We start from the raw sequence: 17,733 nt of genomic DNA on the forward strand, positions 1-17,733 counted from the left end.
GCCTAAATGGGAAAGTTTTTTGAGGGAAAATGCCCTGACTTATAACACAATCATCGGAAAACCGTGACAGTTCCCTCTCGGGCATAATCCTGTTGATTTTCTCCTTTACCGGTAATTACATACACATATACTCCCTCAGGGACAGGTTTTCCTTTATACATCCCATCCCATTCAAAATCAGGACTATCAGATTCATACACAAGGGCTCCCCAGCGACTGAATATTTTCACATTCAGACTCGCTATTCCTATATAGCCAATTTTAAAGTACCCATTCATATCATCTCCATTGGGAGAAAAGGCACTGGGTACATGAAGGGTTACGTTGTCAAAGGTGAAAGTCAGAAAAGTAGTATCTGCACATCCCTGTCGGGAATATGCAATCAGTCGGGCTGTATATTCACCTGCACTTGGGAAGGTAACAATGGGATTGGGATCTGTTGACCGACCGGCAATTCCAAAGAACCACTCATAAGCAACTGCTCCTGTCGAAGTATTGATAAAGCGCACCTGACTCGGAGCAAAGACCCCAAAACTATCCACTTCAAAAGCGGCTTCCGGAAAGTCAAAGCCGGGTTCTATGGTAACCGTATCAGGAATCCCAACACAGCCCCCTACAATGGCCGTGGCGATATAGGATGCGGGATTATTGGGATCAACAAAGATAATAGGAGTAGTTTCTCCTGTACTCCAGATATAGCTTTCTCCACCAAAGGCTGTAAGTTGAACAACCGAATCCTGACAATCATTTACGCCACTAATTTCTGTAACAGGAATAGGAACTACTTCTATAAATAGTGAATCCGAATTCACACAGCCATTGACATCAGTACCTACAACTGTGTATTGTGTATTAGCAGGAGGACTAGCCAAAGGGCTAGCACTATTGGGATCATCAAGGCTTCCGGCAGGGGTCCAGAAATAGGTCTGGGCTCCGCTCGCGGATAAAAGGAAAGCATCTCCATCGCAAATGGTCGTATCATTTCCTGCTTCTACTATTGGAAGGGGATTGACGGTAACGGAAACGGCCTCTATACTTTGACAACCGATGGTATCAGTTACTGTTAGGGTAAAGACAGCCGATCCGGTTGTGAAGCCTCTTGCATTTGGAATTGTTGGGTCAATTAGTAATTGGGCAGGGTCCCATAAGTAAGTCCCTGCACCACTGCCATTCAATTGAAGTGAATCGCCGATACAAAGTGATTGATCTGGCCCGGCATCTATAGCAGGTAAAGGAAGCAGCTCCACCAGTACATCTTTGGTACTGATACATCCATCAGCACTGGTAGCTGTAACGGTATAGGTTGTTGTGGCGAAGGGTCTGGCAGTAGGACTGGCGATAGTTGGATTATCCAGGGTTCCATTATTGGGTGCCCAGGAAAAACTTACTCCATTGCTGGATTGAAGCACGATAGAACTCCCATCACATACAAAGGTATCTTGCAAGGTAAACACCTCAAAGACTTCCATTCGTACAGTATCATTCTGCTGGCATCCCAGAGCATTGGTCGCGGTGACCACAAACATAGTGGTGGTATCCAGATTGCTTACCAAGGGATTCGCAATATTGGGATCAGATAAAATAGCATTAGGGAATGCTGCCCAGGTATAGGAAATTCCATTGCTAGATACGGCATTTAATCTTACCGAGCCTCCTCTACAAAGCAAGGAGTCCGATCGGGCAAATACCTGTAGGGAAGTATCTACATCCACCAGCACAGTATCTTCCGCCTGACAACCCCGATTATCTGTTAGGGTGAGAATAAATTCTGTAGGATCAGTAGCAACTCCATTCGGGTTTCTTAAAGTTGGAGCAGAAAGTAAAGCATTGGCCGGAGACCATTGATAAGAAGCTCCGGGAGTTACGGCATTTAAACTAAATGCATCATCCCTACAAACGATCTGATCAGGACCGGCATCTACTGAAGGTGGGGGAAATACCTCAATCAATGCAAAAGCTGTATCAGCGATATTACAACTGGAGGAGTCTGTGATGATCAGCATCACATTATACAAACCCGCACTATCATAGGTATGGACAGGTTCAAATATATTTGCAGTTGCTCCATTGTCATCAAAATCCCAGAAGTAATCGGGATTTCCACCTGTTTGCGCCCTTTGACTTTGGTTATCGAAATTCACCGTTAAAGGAGCACAGCCCTGGGTATTAATGATCACTTGTCCCAATTGATCTCGGGGCACAAAATCAGCTTCTACTCCTGCCAGGTCAAATGCAACTTTAAAAACAGCGAGATTACAATTCGGACTATTGTTATTGGTACTATGCACATTATTGGGTCGGGCCGGGAAGGCATTTGTTCCTCCACAACTGGCACAAACCGCCTGATATACCACTCCTTCTTTATCAAATCTACTTGTCCCTCCATCAACATGGTCTCCATTATTGGAGTTTCCCCCAAAATAGGTTCCAAATAATATATTTTGCACATCCCGGTCCAATACGATGGTATAAAAATCACTCCCATCCGTCCCGGCTTGAAGCGCATCTCCGGTAACACTCATATTCATGGTATTCCCACCATTTGGTGAACCCGTACTGGAATTGGTACTTCCGCCCCAGCCTGTGAGATAAATATTTTCACATCTGTCAACCAGAAAAGCCGTAGGCGAGATATTGGGAAATTGGGTATTCTGAGAACCAACTGTAGTCGCGTAAACAGTATTGGTTAAATCATTTTCAATTTTTTGAATGAACTGTTTTGAATTTGCATTCTGGAAAACGGCTCCAGCAACTGGATTTACGATCGTCCAGCTTCCCTGGGTTTGGCCGGCTACATAGACATCCCCGTCCTTATCCAAATCCATCAAATACACCTGATCATAAAAACCCGTCCCCAGATACGTACAGGCTAGTATATTTCTTCCATCAGGAGATATTTTTGTAATAAATCCATCTGTGGCTCCACTATAATTGGGTTGAATAACTCCTGTGCTTGTCGGCAAATCAGTACTACTGGTTCCCCCAGCGATAAGGACATTGCCAGCGGGATCAAATTTTATCGTATGTGCAGCATCTTCTCCACTACCTCCGAAATAAGAGGCCCAGCTAATCGTATTCAGATTAGGGGTAAGCTTGATCACCACTCCATCCTGTCCGGCTCCTTTCACCAATTGAAATCCATTTTGAACAGGGAAATTTCCGGAACTGGTTGGCGCTGTGATAAAGACATTATTCGCTGCATCGATGACTACTTCTCCCCTTGCATCATCTCCATAGTTATATTTTGTATTGGTATAGATGCCAACGAGGGTTGAACCATTTACTCCATCATCCAATGAACCTCCTAAAAAGGTAGAACCCAATAAAAAGGTCCCATCTGCGCTCATCTTGGTAACAAAAATATCGAAGCCTCCATTAAAGGTATTATCCGCTCCATTTTGCGTAGGGAAATTATTGGAATTGGTACGGCCCATGATGATGAGCTGCCCATCCAGGTCACTGATCAAACTGTGAGGTTGATCGTCATTTACCCCACCCAGAAAAGTCGAATAAATCAAGGTAGTTCCGGTAGGATTAAATTTGGCGATTGTAACATCACTCGTCCCTCCATTGAAAGTCCGGTCATATGCACCTGTAGTAGTTGGATAACCCGAGCCTACCACACTGCCAAATTGAATTCCCCCCCCATAGGCATTTCCTGCCGTATCATAGGTGGCAGTAAATCCCCAATTATCAGAAAAGGAACCAGTATAGGTTGAAAATATCAAGGTAGGATCAATCACAAGAGGATAAGCAGGATCATATCCTTGTGGCAATTCGAAACTCAGAATTTTCTTCTTTAGTTTGAATTGAACCGGAACCTCTTTTTTTCTGCCATTTATCAATTGGTAAGCGACGGGCGGCAGTTCTGTGAGTATTCGGACATCTGTTTCAAGAATCAGGGAACCTTCCTTAAGTTTAATATTATCAACTCCCTCATAATTGATTTGAATCTGCCGAGGATCTACACCTGCATCCAGGATAAGATCATACTTCAGAGCATCTCCCCATCCATATAGCCTCAGATCCACGCCAGGATACAAATCTTCATAATTCACCTGCCCATACAGCCCTACCCTTCCTCGCCATTTCGAAGGATCATTTCCGATATAATAGTTGTGATATTCAGGATATTCGAGATAACTATTGACAGTTGGAGATTGTGCAGCATTCAGGAACTTCATTTTAAAAACATGTCCCTGTTCGCGGTCCTCCTCTTCTTTTTCATCGTTTACTCCATGTTCATGAGAAGGTAAATTGTAGAGATGGTAGGCCAATTCATTTGGGCCCAGGTAAATATCTCCTCCATTAAGTTTTACTTTATACTGGATTTGAGTGTCCCACTGGCCCTCGTTTTTGATGAAGCGGATATCACTTTGGTTGAAGCCGGGCTCAGGGATAAAGGCGAGTGTTTCCTCATCGGCGCTTAACCATGAGTAGCCCCAAAATGCTCCTAGCAGTACGAGAATAGGTAAAAAGATGTAGATTTTCCTCATTATTGCTACGTCAGTGTTTGTTCAGGTTTCTGGATGTGCGTCTTCAAGCAGTACCAAGGTAGTAAATTTAAGCTGTTTATATAGTACAGAAACGTTTCCCTGAGGCGAATTGTCTCATGAGAATCTTATAAATTTATCATCCTTACACACAGCTTTTCTAATTCAGCAAATATTCCGATTTTTGTGCAATGAGACACCATACTGAAACAGAGGAAAATTACCTAAAGTGTATTTTGCGATTTACCCTGATGGGCGAGACACCGGTTTCGACCAATACCATCGCCAACTATCTGGGTATAAGTCCTGCTTCAGTAACTGATATGCTCAAAAAGCTCAGCAACAAAAAGGAACCCAGTCCCCTCGTAAATTATACACGCTATGAAGGAGTTTCCCTAACGGAAAACGGTAAGAAGATCGCCCTTAGTATTCTTCGCAAGCATAGGTTGTGGGAAGTTTTCCTGGTTAACAAGCTAAATTTCTCCTGGGACAATGTTCATGATGTGGCTGAACAGCTCGAACATATTCAGTCCCAAGAACTTATCAGCAGGCTCGATAAATTTCTGGATTACCCCAAATTTGATCCTCATGGTGATCCCATTCCTTCAGAAGATGGTACACTCATTCCTTTGGATACACCTTTGCTTTCAGATATAGCAGAAGGGGAAACAGTAGTCATAGCGAGTGTAAAAATCAGTGATCCGGATTTTCTCAGATACCTGGAAAGACAAGGCCTACTGATCAATAAAAGAATTACGGTTAAAGAACGTTTAAAATTTGATGACTCCCTCGAGATCATCGTGGATCAGAAAAACATCATGATTAGCGGAACAGTAAGCGAAAACTTACGCGTACTTAGAGAATCGGAATAAATTCATGAACTTGCTGATCTGAATAACGTAAGCAATTGTTTGAGAGATAGCGAAGAATAGGCAACATGGCAGAGAAAGGAAGAAACGAAACGGTCATTCGAAACAGAAAAGCAAAATTTGAATATCACCTGGAGGAGATATTCACAGCAGGCATGGTTTTGAAAGGGACCGAAGTAAAGTCCTTGCGAGCAGGGAAAGCCAGTTTGCAGGAAGCTTATTGTTTTATTGAGAAAGATGAGGTCTACATCAGAAAAATGACCATCAACGAATACGACAAAGGCAGCTACAATAATCACGAACCCGGCCGGGTCCGCAAATTACTCCTTCATAAAAAAGAGATCAAGAAAATACGCAAAGGCCTGGATCAAAAAGGCTTTGCCCTCGTTCCCGTTAAAGTCTATTTCAACGACCGTAATTTTGCCAAGATGGACATAGCTCTTGGGAAAGGTAAAAAGGTCGCAGATAAGCGTCAGACCATGAAGGAGCGCGATACCAAGCGGGAGATGGATCGACAGATGAAGGGGTTTTGATAAGCTCAACCTATTGCCATTCTAAAACTTTTATTATTCGACCTTTTCTCAGGTAGCTAGAATCAAGCTCATTTATTTCCACGAGTTCAGAAGTTGTATTGCCAAATTTAATGGCAATAGAAGCAAGTGTATCGTCTCCTCTTACCCTGTAAAGACGAACCACTCTACTGGCATTATATTCTTTCTCTTGGGTTCTTCTATTATATCCTCTATTCCTATCCCTACTATCAAATTCTGATCGTCTAACTTCATTATCATACGACCTCCTATAAGCATCTCTTCGATCGTAGTAAGTATCCCCCCTGCTTCTACCCCGATTGAAATTCCTTTGAACTCTTTCTCTTTTTAGCGTCTGCCTTCTCTTGTAATCTCCCAGTCTGGCATTCAATCGGAGAATTGCATCTTGTGTTTCTGGTCTCAAGCTGTAAAAAATGTCCTCCTCGGAGTAATAATCGTAATCTCTTGGGTAATAATCATCATCCCAGGAATCTTCTTCTCTTCGAGGCCGATCATCTTGAGGTCTGGACTCTCCTGTTCTAGTAGGTGCGTATTTCCCGGGGCGGGTTGAGCTATATTGGCTACTTCTTCCGTAATCTGCTTTATTCCTGTTAGCAGTTGTTTGGATTGGCCTTGATGAATCAACTCTTACTCCAGCTCGACTTTTTCTAATAATGAGAGTATCACCAGCTTGTATCTCATTTCGATTTTTGATCCCATTTAGAGTCATCAAACTTTTTTCTGTAACATTAAATTCGTAGGCTATTTTCCTAAGCCAGTCACCACGCCGAACTACATAAATTTGATCTGCAAGCGTCTCATCTTGAACTCTGTTGTCTACAGGCTTATATGTTTCCCTTTTAGGTGAAGTATTCTGGGCAAACCCTGGCTGTGAAGTAAAAACCAGCAATAGGATGGAAAAAGATATTTTAAAAAAATTATTTGAAGCGATAGTAAATAAATACTCAAGATATCCCTTCTTTCCTATTTCATAAAAAGAAAATAAATGATCTGAATAATATGAGTTACTAATATCCTTCAATGCTAAAAGCTATATTAAATTCCAATAAACTTTCTTTTTAAAATGTTTCTAATTGAACCCATATTGTTAGGTGGGTGCTCTAAATTTTTAAGTAATTCATCAGCTTTCCAAATTATTAATTCATCCCCTTTATCTTCCCGTATCCCTTTTGAAATAAAATAATCTCCCTTATAAGAAAATCTCCCTTCAAGGAGTCTATTATGTATTCTTTTTGACTCTTTAAAGGTGTATTGATCCGTATTTTTATCTTCTAGTTTCTTTTCAAATAAAATGATTTGATTATCATTAAAGGCAACCATTAAAAAATCGTCTTGGGGCGAAAGCTCCGCATAGAGTACTTTACTATGGGTCGCTAATTGTAAATCTACTGAAGGCTTAGGTGGTGAAAAGTCATAATAAAAAAGTGTCAGCGAGTCTTCAGTAATTGAGATTAATTTCTGTTCTCCTGTACCGCCTGTGAATTTGGTATTTATTAAAGTATAATTAGTGAATATATCGTCAATTTCAGGAACCAATGTTTTGTAATAGCCACTCGATAATATGAAATCCCCCTTTGGGGAATTAATAATAATTAACTCACCGTTTTCAGAGATACTTGAGTTTTCAAGTGGAGCTTTCAAAGAGGGTTTGTAATAATTTCGAAGCTCATACTCAAAATTACTATCAATGCTCCAAACTAGGGCTGTGGAATCATTGAAAGTAGAAACGACTTTAGGTTCCTTACCTGAAACAGGTATGAAGTTAACCGATGTTATCGAAGAGTTATGTTCAAATTCCTTTGTTGATTTATAATCAGTTAAACTCTGTAAGATAGCTTTTTTCCCCTTAGTAGCAATTAATAAATATTTGCCATTTTCAGAGAATTTAACTTCATGAATTTTATCATGAATATTGATAATAATTTCCTTCTGTTTTTCAAAATCATAGATCAATAAGGAATCATTCTCGTTGAATAACGCAATTTTAGAATTATCCTCAGACATTTGGGCTACCTGCGGTTTTATTGAAAGGAGAATAGAATCTTCTCTTTTTCCGTTCACACTCCACCTTAAAAATTTCCCAGTTTCATCTATAGTATAAAATGATTCTCCTGAGCGGTAAAAGCCAAAGGAGATTAAATAGCCTTCAAGCCGAATATATTTTACCAAAGGATAGGAGTAAATTTCTGACAATACCTTAGAGGCTACCTCTTTTGGCAAACCCTGGTACCCTAAGTCTAAGGAAGAATCTGCGAAAGAATATGCTTCATCCAGGCGACCTTCACTTAAAGAATTCCTTGCCTGGTAAGCTAAACTTAAAGCAAGATTATTTTTATCGCTATTCTCAGCAGCCTTCCAATTATAAATTGAAACCAGAGAAAGGACCGTAAATACTACAGTTGTGATCGCAAGGCCTATTAAAATTCTTTTTCGCTTTTTCTGACTTTTGAGGGTCTCATTGCGCACTTTTCTATCCATCTCCAGCACAAACGATCGCTCATTTTCCGAAATATCTACAATACCCAAATAAGGCAAGATAAAGTTGTTAAGTTCTTCGGCGGAAAGTGGAATAGCATTATTCTGATAATCAAGGAATCTTTGTTCAATCCGACTCTCAGCCTCCCTACGCATGCGCTGCAGAGCCGAAGAAGAATTATACACTTCTTCAGCCAGGATGTCATGTGTCAGTTCAATCTTCTTCATCTCAAGAAACTTCCTTTATGATTCTCGCTCTTTTTAACTCTTCAATGCAATATTCAATGTTCTCTTTACTCACAGCATAAGAATTCGTGATCCGGTTTATGACTACATCGGCCTCCATCCTCCTCTTGGTCTGGTCTTGCGTAATAAGTTCAAACAAAATTTCCTGTGGTACGCCTTTATCCTTTACCCCTTTCTTTTCCAGGTCTCTTTCCAAGTCTGTCAATTGCTGATTAAGGAAATCAGATAAAATCCCTCGCAAACTCCCTACGCTCGTTAATAAGTCTTCATTAATCATTCTTTCTTCTCCAAGTTTGACCGATTCTTTATACAATCTATCCAGGTATATTTGCAAATAACTAAGTTCAATGAGTCCGCTTGACTCAGAAAGGTTATCGATCATTTTTTTCAGGGTATTATCTCCGTCTTCTATTTCAATCCCATACTCCTGACAACTTTTCTCAATTACCACTTTTACCTGCTCTCGGCTCATGGCTTCAACCCGCATTCGATTTTCAAATAAAGCAGGAACCAGGTCTTCATAAGTTGAAAGCCTAGCAATGTATTCCTCCCGCATACTGATGATCATCCTCACCTGGAGGTCCGATTCAAGAATTTCTTTCAACAGCCGAAAGAATTCAAGCCTTTCTTGCTCTTTCCCCAGAATGAATAATTCTTCAAATTGATCAAATATGAGATAAACAGGTTTGAAATGATCTTTGTATAAGATTCTCAGTTTGTCAATAATCGGAAAAACTACCTCATCACCTTCCTCATTTATACTGAGGTTGGGAATTGCAGAGAGGGAGTTTTCCTGAATTTGTTCACTGATACTTTCAATTATATCATCATCTTTCCGGATAAAAAGAGGCAACCAGTCCGAGGGCTCGAATTTATTTTCCAATCCGCACCTGATCAAACTTGTTTTCCCTATTCCTGAGAATCCATATACTAAAACCAAGGGCGAGGAAAGAACTAGTTGATACAGTTGACTGATCTCCTTATCTCTGCCAAAGAATACATTTTTATCATCTTTGGTGTAGGCATCCAGGAATTTAAATGGACTTTGAATCTGATTCATCCTTAACTCAAATTAAAGTCTGCCTGAAAAGTATCTACCTGACGTTGAACCAAATGGAAGTAATCCTCATTGTCTTCCGTATCTTCCGTATTAGTATGAATTTGGTCATCTTTATCTTCAATCACTTTGAAGAAACTGCTCTTCACTCGATGAAAAATTACTTGTTCGTCCAGTTTTGAAGAGAGGAAGAAAATCTCTGAATCACTCTTTGCCGAGAAGGCATTTTTGTCGATTACAAAGGGAGAAAGACTGAGGTAATCTTCCAAATCCGTATTTCCTTTTCTCAATAAAATAACTGAATTATTGTCTGTGGGGAACGAAGAATCGAGCGGTTTATCTTTTACCGAAATGCTGTCCTTTAAGGTGAGTTTTAATAAAGCATATTTGTGCTTATACACTTCATTTTCGTAGCGAGGTTTGTGCAAAAAGACATCCCTTATACCGTAAAGGTCGTAATTCACCAAAAAGCTAACAGCACTCAAATAATCACTCAAAGCTTTCTCTGCCTTAGCACATTCTTCTTCATGGAGTTTAGTTTCTTGCAGGCGAAAGACCTGGAATTTCAAATTCTCGAGACATTGGCAAGCTTCTTTGAAGCTAGTCTTTTGAAATTCTTGCTGAAAATCCTGGTACTCATGAAGAAATACCTTTGCTCCATTATTTTTTAAATCATTATAAACCCCAATCGACTCCTCTGTATAGTTGAAACTGAGGGTATCCCTTAAAGGGCTCTTATGCCAATCGCTTATCGTAAGCTTGGAATCTATGTATTGATTGTGCTTTTCCTCCCATAATTGAGAGAGCAAGAAAAAATAAACAAGTTTTGAGCTTATATGGTAGGTACTGGATATTTGGAGAAGTCTTTTCCTGTTTAGTTTTTTAAGATCACTAGAAACCAATTTTTGAAATTGAACCGCAATGGGATAAGGAAGTTTCTCTATAATGGTATTTAAGTAATCAGTAGGATCAAGATCCTTTAAATCCGCATTGATGGAAGGATCGTATTTCTGCATGCTCTCCAGAATCCGACCAAATTGAGTATTAGGCCCTCTGGCGACTCTATTCTCTGATACGGAAATGGGTTTCGGGGCATACTGAGGCAACTTCCACCTGAGTACATCTTCGTAATCTGGATGAATATATAAGCCCCAGGGCAGGGATTCTTCTTTCTGGACTTCTTTTAATTTGCTGAGGTCTATCTTTCTATAAATCTTTGCTTCTTCCTTATATTTAGATTTTAACAAAGATTCTGCTCTCTTAAAAGATTGGGCCAAACTATTGTTTTGGGACAAAGCATAGTAAAAGGTTTTGGCAAAGCGAACGGCTTTATCATCCTGTATACTTTGCGAAGTCGCAATTACGGCCTTAACTCCGAGAGCTAAAAGTTTTTCAACTTGTCCTTTGGTTGAACAACCATTAAGAAACACCAAATTCAATTCATCTTTTCTTGAGGCAATCAAGCTTGCGATTCCCTCAGCATCAGCCTGGCCATCATCTAACACTAAATGATCATTGTCAGCATGTCCGGCATAATGAAATATATACAAAGGTTGAGTTCCCAAACTATCAATCTGATAAATCAGATCTTCGGTACTCGCATTCTCCTTAATATTAAGTTCTATAGCCTCTTTTTGGTGAAGAGGCTTTAATATTCTATCTAAACTTCTGCTTTCTTCTTTAAGAAGATTTAAAAAGGCAGATTCATCATTGGCAAATGCCAAAAATATAACAGGACGCATCAGAACAAGATTATTGATGACTTGTCTGCTTATTTTGTAGGAGTACTGTTAAGATAGTTAATTGAGATGAATATTACCAAATGAAAAAGTACAAGAATTGGCTTTTCCCAAACGAGAAAAGCCAATGAGTTTATTTTTCAGAATTTTTACTTTTCCCAGATCAACACCTTCAAAATCTTCCCTCTCCTCAAGAATCGGGAATCCAGTTCATTCAGATCGTAAAGCTCAGCGGGTGTATTGCCAAATTTACGAGCGATGGAATGGAGGGTATCTTCTCCTTTTACCCGATACCAGCGAACTACGCGCTCAGGATATGCTCTCTGCTTAAGTCTGGCATTTCGCTCTGAATCATTTCCTCCACGACTTGCGCCATCCCTATAGGCATATTCTGTCCGATTCAAACGAGCATGAAGCTGTCTTCTTGCTTTCAACTGCTGCTCTTTATATTCTCCGATTCTCATATCCAGACGAACGATGGCATTTTGTGTATCCTCATCCAGATCATAGAAGATTTCTTTTTCACTGGGAAGTTCCCTCGCTCTTGTTCTTCTGTTGTATTCACGTTCTGAATAGCGGCTTTGGCCATAAGAAGAGGAATTATTCCTAATATAGAAGGGATCATCCGAAGAAAGTTGATCATAGTCGGCTTCTTCATTTTCTGAATAGCCCGAAGCATTGCCATACTTTCGATTCATTTTGTTAATTGAACTGAATTTAAATCCCTTTCGCCCAGATTTTTTATTGCGTTTGCTCCAGTTGATATTCGCTTTTCCCTTTGGCCCGGAATTGATCCAGCTATTGGGAGAAGAAGAAGGTGAATCAAGATTGGGTACTTCAATCACATCTCCTTCATACAAACTGCGAGTGTCCATATCATTATAGTCCAGAATTTGATCTGCATAGTCGGTAACGGAAACATATCCCGCTCGCCCTTGTTCCTGCAAATATTTACGGGCTATGATGTAGATATTATCTCCTTGCTGAACTTCATAACTGAAGCTTTCTGGTATACTGGATTCTCCCATTCTGATGAGGGAACATCCTTGAAGGAAGATTCCAAATAAAATGGCAACGATAATAATGAGTTTCTGCGGGGTTTCTTTAACAAATTTAGCTTTCATACAGTATTTGGTTGGGTTGTGTACATAAAATGGGTAATGAGCTGCGCTATAACTTCTACATAGATCGAATATGAAATCGTGCTCAATCCTCTTGATACCAGAAAGGAATCAGTAGGACAAGCTATGTGTCTTAATTCTTGTAGGAAAAGCTGTTAGGATATTAGCTGAATTGAGTCTTAGGTAGGTTTCGCCTGTAGACTGTGGGAATTATCCCGCGAAACTACTCAAAAAGCTATTGCTTGAAGGTCTTGCGTTTTCATAGTGTTGGTTTGGATTTAATATGTTAAACCGAATTTTTGACAAATAGGTTACAAATTGTTTTTATTTAGATTGGGTCTAACCAGTGATTGATCAACTCACTGACCTCTTTTGCCCGTTGTTTTACCATATAGTGGTTTCCTCCCTTCACAATCCTTGGTCCTTTTATGTTTTTTATGGGAAAGACTTTATCCTTATTTCCATGAATATGAATGAAAGGCAATTTCGGTTCTTCTCCTTCCCATTCACAAATTGTCTTAATCGCCCACATCCGATAATTGTCATCAAACTGAAGAAACATATCCTTGATAAGGGCAATATCCTCTTTGTCCTCTATCCCAAATAAAGGAGCGAATTTTGCGAAGAATTCCACACGCCAATTCCCTTTACTTAAATAATAAAGAGGAATATGCCGCATTAGCTCCATTTGAAGAGGTTTTTCTTCAGAGGATTTCATGGTCGAAAGTAAAACCAGCTGTTTGACCGGTCTGATACGCGCAATTTCCTGAGCCATCACTCCCCCAAAAGATAATCCCAGTAAAATACAATCCTCTCCATGTTCAATCTTCTCAGCCAAGCGACGAGCATAGCTACTGGCGGAGTCATGAGGACGAGGCTCAATCCAATTTAAATAGACCATTTTTGCATCGAGCTCCAGATCATAAAATATTCTTTCGTCAACACCCAGGCCCGGAATTGCGTAAATAGTCTTGTTTGGCATAGATTTTTTTCTTTGCTTTTAGGTATATTGTTGATAATCAAATCAAAATGTCCCAAATCATCACCTTCATCGCTATTGCAGCCGTTATAGTCATTGGACTTACAATTGCTGCTATTTATATTCGAAAATACCATTTAAAGGAAAAAATTCATCAGATGCTTTCTGATAATTTTGGTATGCGGGGAAGTTTTATCAATGAGAAAAAGTTTCAATTAAGGGGTTGGGCGGGTGATTACAAATTGAGCATTAAAAGTATCCGGATTCCCGAAAGTGATGTCAATCAGGAAGAAGGCAATGCCATAAAGTTTGCCCTTCCTATGGTAAATCCCATGCGAAAGTGTTTACGGATTGTAAAAGAAGATGCTCAGCACCCGGAAATAGCGAATTATATCCCCGTGGATAAAATGCTGGTCGTCAAGCATGATTTGGGAGACTGGCTAAAGATAAATACCAATGATCTTGTATTCAGTAGCCTGGTTCTTTCTGAAAATGCCAGAATAAGTGTACATAATGCATTGAAAAACCTTCCACATGGAGCGATCATGTATATCCAGGATGAAGAACTGGCCTGCATCATTCCCACTCTGCTTAAAAAGGAATCACAACTTGAAGGATTTTATAAAATTGCAGATGCTTTGAAGGACATGAAAGATGAGCTGAATTAAGCCCAAATAGTCTCTTCCCTTCCTATTTCCCAGCGCAAATGTTTACCTTTGTGTAAGGATCCTTTTTCGAAAGCGACCTATCTATCCATATTGATCCAATTCAAGGTGGATATATAAAAGGTAATTGATTATTGAATGAAAAAACTGGCCCTCAAATTCGTCCTGCTTTCTTCCCTTATGATGGCGGGTTGCTCCATCGACCTGAAAACCAAAGACATCGTTAATGAAGAATTGAAAAGTCAATCGGTTACGGTGATTGACAATTATTTCAACTTCACCTATGTAGAGAATCATGCCATCGCTTTCGGCATGTTGCAGAATCTTGACAAAAGCATTCGCATGCCCCTGATATTTGCTTTGCCTATTTTAGCAACTCTTCTCTGTTTTTATTTCGTTTGGAAAATCCGGCATACGAAATTCAGCTTACTTCTGCCCTTTTTCCTCATTTTGGGAGGCGCCTATGGCAATATTCTGGATAGGGCCATGAATGGTTATGTTACCGATTTTCTTCACCTCCACTACTTCCATGACTACAATTTTTACGTTTTCAATGTAGCAGATGTATTGGTGAATGCAGGCTTCATCCTGCTTTTACTCCAGTATAAGTCATTCAACAAACTACTTGATGAGACTTTCCCCAAAAAGGAAAAGCCTCAAATTGAAACCTAAAATTATGAAAACTACACGCTACACCTTATGTTGCCTGATATTCCTTCAGGCCCTTAGCCTCTTTGCCCAACAAAATGGAGATCCTGATTTTCAGCCCAAAATTTCTCATCCCAGCTATTCCCAAAATAAAGGCCCTCAGGTCCTGATAGATGAAGGACACAATAACTTTCATACCCTGGAAGGCAGATATCAATCCTTTGCAAAGCTAGTAGCTGCTGATGGCTACCAAATGGGAGCCCTCAAGGGACAGATTAGTAAAGATAAATTAGCAGAATGCCGTATTCTCGTGATTTCAAATGCACTTCATAAAAGTGATGTAGGGAATTGGGTTATCCCAAATCCCTCTGCTTTCACAGAAGAGGAAATAGAAACCTTGAATGTATGGGTGAAGGAAGGCGGATCTCTTTTTCTCATCGCTGATCACATGCCTTTCCCGGGAGCCAGTGGTGCCTTAGCAGCATCCTTTGGTTTCAAATTTCGCAACGGCTTTGCCCTAGAAATTGAGAGAAGCGGAGGCAGCTTGTTTACGAGACAGGCAAATAAACTTTCTTCCAATCTTCTCAGCAATGGCAGAAATAAAGCCGAAACAGTAGATTCCATTTATTCCTTTACCGGACAAGGATTTAAAATTCCAGGAAGTGCACAATCAGTTCTTTCCCTAGGCGCCGACTTTCAATCTTTGGAGCCGGATACCGCCTGGAGATTTACCCAAACAACTCCGAGAATTTCAATGGAAGATCATCATCAATTAGCATATATGGAGTATGGAAAAGGCCGATTGGTGGTTTCCGGAGAAGCAGCTATGTTTTCAGCTCAGCTAGCAGGTCAGCAGAAAAGAAAAATGGGGATGAATGCCCCTTATGCAAAGGATAATTATAAATTGCTTCTCAACATCATTCGCTGGCTGGATCATCAACTCAATTAGCGATTTAGATCGAAAGCAATATGAAATACCCAACTACTAGCCTATTTATCCTCTTTCTATGTATCTCTCAGCTCCTTAGCGCTCAGACTACTACTGATTATATTCTGTTAGCGGATAGGGTTTTTGATGGAAAGGAAATGCATGAGAACTGGGGGATTTGGGTGAAAGGGAATAAGATTCATCAAATTGGTCCTCAAAAAGATCTGGCTTCCAAACAAGGAATCCGGACTATAGAACTAAGAGGGAAAACCTTATTACCGGGATTGATTGAGGGACATTCTCATTTGCTTCTCCATCCCTATGATGAAGTGAGCTGGAATGATCAGGTCCTAAAGGAAAGCCATGCAGAAAGGGCCATACGTGCAGGAGTACATGCGGAGAAAACCTTGTTAGCTGGATTTACCACAGTCAGAGACCTGGGGTCCGAAGGCGCAGGATATACAGATGTAGGGGTAAAAGAAAGCATAGAAAAAGGCATTATACCTGGTCCGCGCATGCTGGTAGCAGGGCCTGCGATTGTTGCAACAGGCAGCTATGGCCCTAAAGGTTTTGCCGATCATGTACATATTCCTTTAGGAGCTGAAGAGGCTGATGGGCACGATGATTTGATCAAGGTAGTCAGACGGCAAATTGGAGGAGGAGCCGATTTCATCAAAGTTTATGCTGATTATCGCTGGGGCCCGAATAAAGAAGCTCGGCCAACCTTCAGCATAGAAGAATTAAAACTCATTGTTGAAACGGCTGCTAGTTCGGGGAGAGTTGTTGTCGCACATGCAGCTAGCCCCGAAGCCATGAAGCGAGCAATCCTTGCCGGGGTAAAGACCATCGAACATGGAGATGGAGGGACAAAAGAAGTCTTTGATTTGATGAAAGAGAAAGGTGTGGCTTTATGTCCCACCCTTGCCGCTGGAGATGCCATCACACAGTATAAAGGCTGGAAAAAAGGAATCGATCCAGAACCAGAAAGGATTCAACAAAAAAGAAAGAGTTTCGCACTTGCTCTTCAAGCCGGCGTACTAATATCGGCTGGAGGGGATGTAGGCGTCTTTAGCCATGGAGATAATGTGAGAGAATTGGAAATGATGGTTGAATATGGAATGGAAGAAAAAGAAGTTCTCATCTCTGCAACTAGCCTCAATGCAGATCTTTTTGATTTAGGAGGTCAGTTAGGAAAACTCCAGGAAGGTTTCCTGGCAGATATCATTGCTGTCGAGGGAAATCCATTAGAAAACATCAGCCAGTTGAGAAACGTTCATTTGGTCATGAAGAATGGAGAATTGATTCTACTCAAAGAATAGCTTATTTCTTTACATAAATCCGGCTACTGACCATTCCCAGGTGGAAATTTTCTTGCTTTTTCAGTCGATAATTGGCCATTTGGAAAGCCTGATCAAAATCAGGGAGTGTATGTGCATCAATGCCACAAAGTATTCTGAAGAATCGATACATGATATAGATGAGGCCTTTTGCATACATACTTTTCAGGCCCTTTTCTTTGGGAACATAGAAATCGACAAAAAACCATGTCCCCTCTTTACTCAAAACCTGATCGATCAGAGACATACTAGCAAATAGCCTCACGGGACCAAATAGGTCCAAAAAGAAAGGGGTAAGCACCGCATCGTAGGTATCACCCTCAGGAATCATTTGTTCATTCCCATGAATGAAGTTCACCTTCAGCTTTCCACGCTTTTTTTTAGCCAGAGCAAGCATTTTTTCCGAGGCTTCCACATACACCAACTCTAGTTCTGGCCTTCTCTTTTCGATTTCTTCCAATATCCAACCCGTTCCTCCTCCTAAAATGAGCAGTTTAGCCTTTGAAGGTAATTCACCCAGAAAATGAGTTTGTGCTTTTTTCAGGCTTTTCCCAAAAACCAGTTTCACCAGAAAATCATAAATGAAAGCCAGTCTATCGAAGCGCTGATCTTTTTTACTGAGCAT

General features: G+C 40.4%; 14 protein-coding genes. 6 read left to right on the top strand and 8 right to left on the bottom strand.

Annotated features, from left to right (window positions below):
- Window positions 1-50: 50 nt before the first annotated feature.
- Window positions 51-4,496, bottom strand: a complete 4,446-nt coding sequence (locus R8P61_12170; protein ID MDW3647815.1) for a PKD domain-containing protein — start codon at window positions 4,494-4,496, stop codon at window positions 51-53.
- A gap of 188 nt (window positions 4,497-4,684) precedes the next feature.
- Between R8P61_12170 and R8P61_12175 the strand changes: the two genes are divergently transcribed.
- Together R8P61_12175 and smpB are read left to right on the top strand one after the other, a co-directional pair.
- Complete coding sequence (locus R8P61_12175; GenBank protein ID MDW3647816.1) at window positions 4,685-5,365, top strand: metal-dependent transcriptional regulator; 681 nt, start codon at window positions 4,685-4,687, stop codon at window positions 5,363-5,365.
- A gap of 65 nt (window positions 5,366-5,430) precedes the next feature.
- Window positions 5,431-5,895 (top strand): SsrA-binding protein SmpB, encoded by a 465-nt coding sequence (smpB, locus tag R8P61_12180; protein ID MDW3647817.1) that lies wholly within the window; start codon window positions 5,431-5,433, stop codon window positions 5,893-5,895.
- Window positions 5,896-5,905: 10 nt separating this feature from the next.
- Here smpB and R8P61_12185 read toward each other — a convergent pair whose 3' ends face one another.
- The 6 genes from R8P61_12185 to R8P61_12210 all read right to left on the bottom strand — a co-directional run bounded on the left by R8P61_12185 (window position 5,906) and on the right by R8P61_12210 (window position 13,533).
- Window positions 5,906-6,934 carry a LysM peptidoglycan-binding domain-containing protein gene (locus R8P61_12185; GenBank protein MDW3647818.1) on the bottom strand — a complete coding sequence of 343 codons (1,029 nt, stop codon included), beginning with the start codon at window positions 6,932-6,934 and terminating at the stop codon, window positions 5,906-5,908.
- Window positions 6,935-6,948: 14 nt separating this feature from the next.
- The gene (locus tag R8P61_12190) at window positions 6,949-8,616 is read right to left on the bottom strand and encodes a WD40 repeat domain-containing protein (GenBank protein MDW3647819.1); all 1,668 of its coding nucleotides are present in this window, start codon (window positions 8,614-8,616) and stop codon (window positions 6,949-6,951) included.
- Between the two features lies 1 nt (window position 8,617).
- A complete protein-coding gene (locus R8P61_12195; GenBank protein ID MDW3647820.1) occupies window positions 8,618-9,694 on the bottom strand; it encodes an AAA family ATPase in 1,077 nt (358 codons plus the stop codon).
- 2 nt (window positions 9,695-9,696) lie between these two features.
- Complete coding sequence (locus R8P61_12200; protein ID MDW3647821.1) at window positions 9,697-11,433, bottom strand: CHAT domain-containing protein; 1,737 nt, start codon at window positions 11,431-11,433, stop codon at window positions 9,697-9,699.
- Between the two features lie 146 nt (window positions 11,434-11,579).
- Entirely contained in the window at window positions 11,580-12,554 is a 975-nt protein-coding gene (locus R8P61_12205; protein ID MDW3647822.1) for a LysM peptidoglycan-binding domain-containing protein, read from the bottom strand.
- 325 nt (window positions 12,555-12,879) lie between these two features.
- The gene (locus R8P61_12210; protein ID MDW3647823.1) at window positions 12,880-13,533 is read right to left on the bottom strand and encodes an alpha/beta hydrolase; all 654 of its coding nucleotides are present in this window, start codon (window positions 13,531-13,533) and stop codon (window positions 12,880-12,882) included.
- 47 nt (window positions 13,534-13,580) lie between these two features.
- On the opposite strand from R8P61_12210, the gene R8P61_12215 reads away from it, so the two are divergent.
- From R8P61_12215 to R8P61_12230, 4 genes are all read left to right on the top strand, one after another.
- Window positions 13,581-14,198, top strand: coding sequence for a hypothetical protein (locus R8P61_12215; GenBank protein MDW3647824.1), 618 nt, complete (start codon window positions 13,581-13,583; stop codon window positions 14,196-14,198).
- 135 nt (window positions 14,199-14,333) lie between these two features.
- Window positions 14,334-14,867, top strand: a complete 534-nt coding sequence (lspA, locus tag R8P61_12220; protein ID MDW3647825.1) for a signal peptidase II — start codon at window positions 14,334-14,336, stop codon at window positions 14,865-14,867.
- A 4-nt stretch (window positions 14,868-14,871) separates the two neighbouring features.
- Window positions 14,872-15,792, top strand: coding sequence for a hypothetical protein (locus R8P61_12225; protein MDW3647826.1), 921 nt, complete (start codon window positions 14,872-14,874; stop codon window positions 15,790-15,792).
- A gap of 20 nt (window positions 15,793-15,812) precedes the next feature.
- Window positions 15,813-17,090 carry an amidohydrolase family protein gene (locus R8P61_12230; GenBank protein MDW3647827.1) on the top strand — a complete coding sequence of 426 codons (1,278 nt, stop codon included), beginning with the start codon at window positions 15,813-15,815 and terminating at the stop codon, window positions 17,088-17,090.
- Between the two features lies 1 nt (window position 17,091).
- Here R8P61_12230 and R8P61_12235 read toward each other — a convergent pair whose 3' ends face one another.
- Window positions 17,092-17,733, bottom strand: coding sequence for a class I SAM-dependent methyltransferase (locus R8P61_12235; GenBank protein ID MDW3647828.1), 642 nt, complete (start codon window positions 17,731-17,733; stop codon window positions 17,092-17,094).

This window comes from Bacteroidia bacterium (genome assembly GCA_033391075.1).
In the GTDB taxonomy this organism is placed as follows: domain Bacteria; phylum Bacteroidota; class Bacteroidia; order J057; family J057; genus JAWPMV01.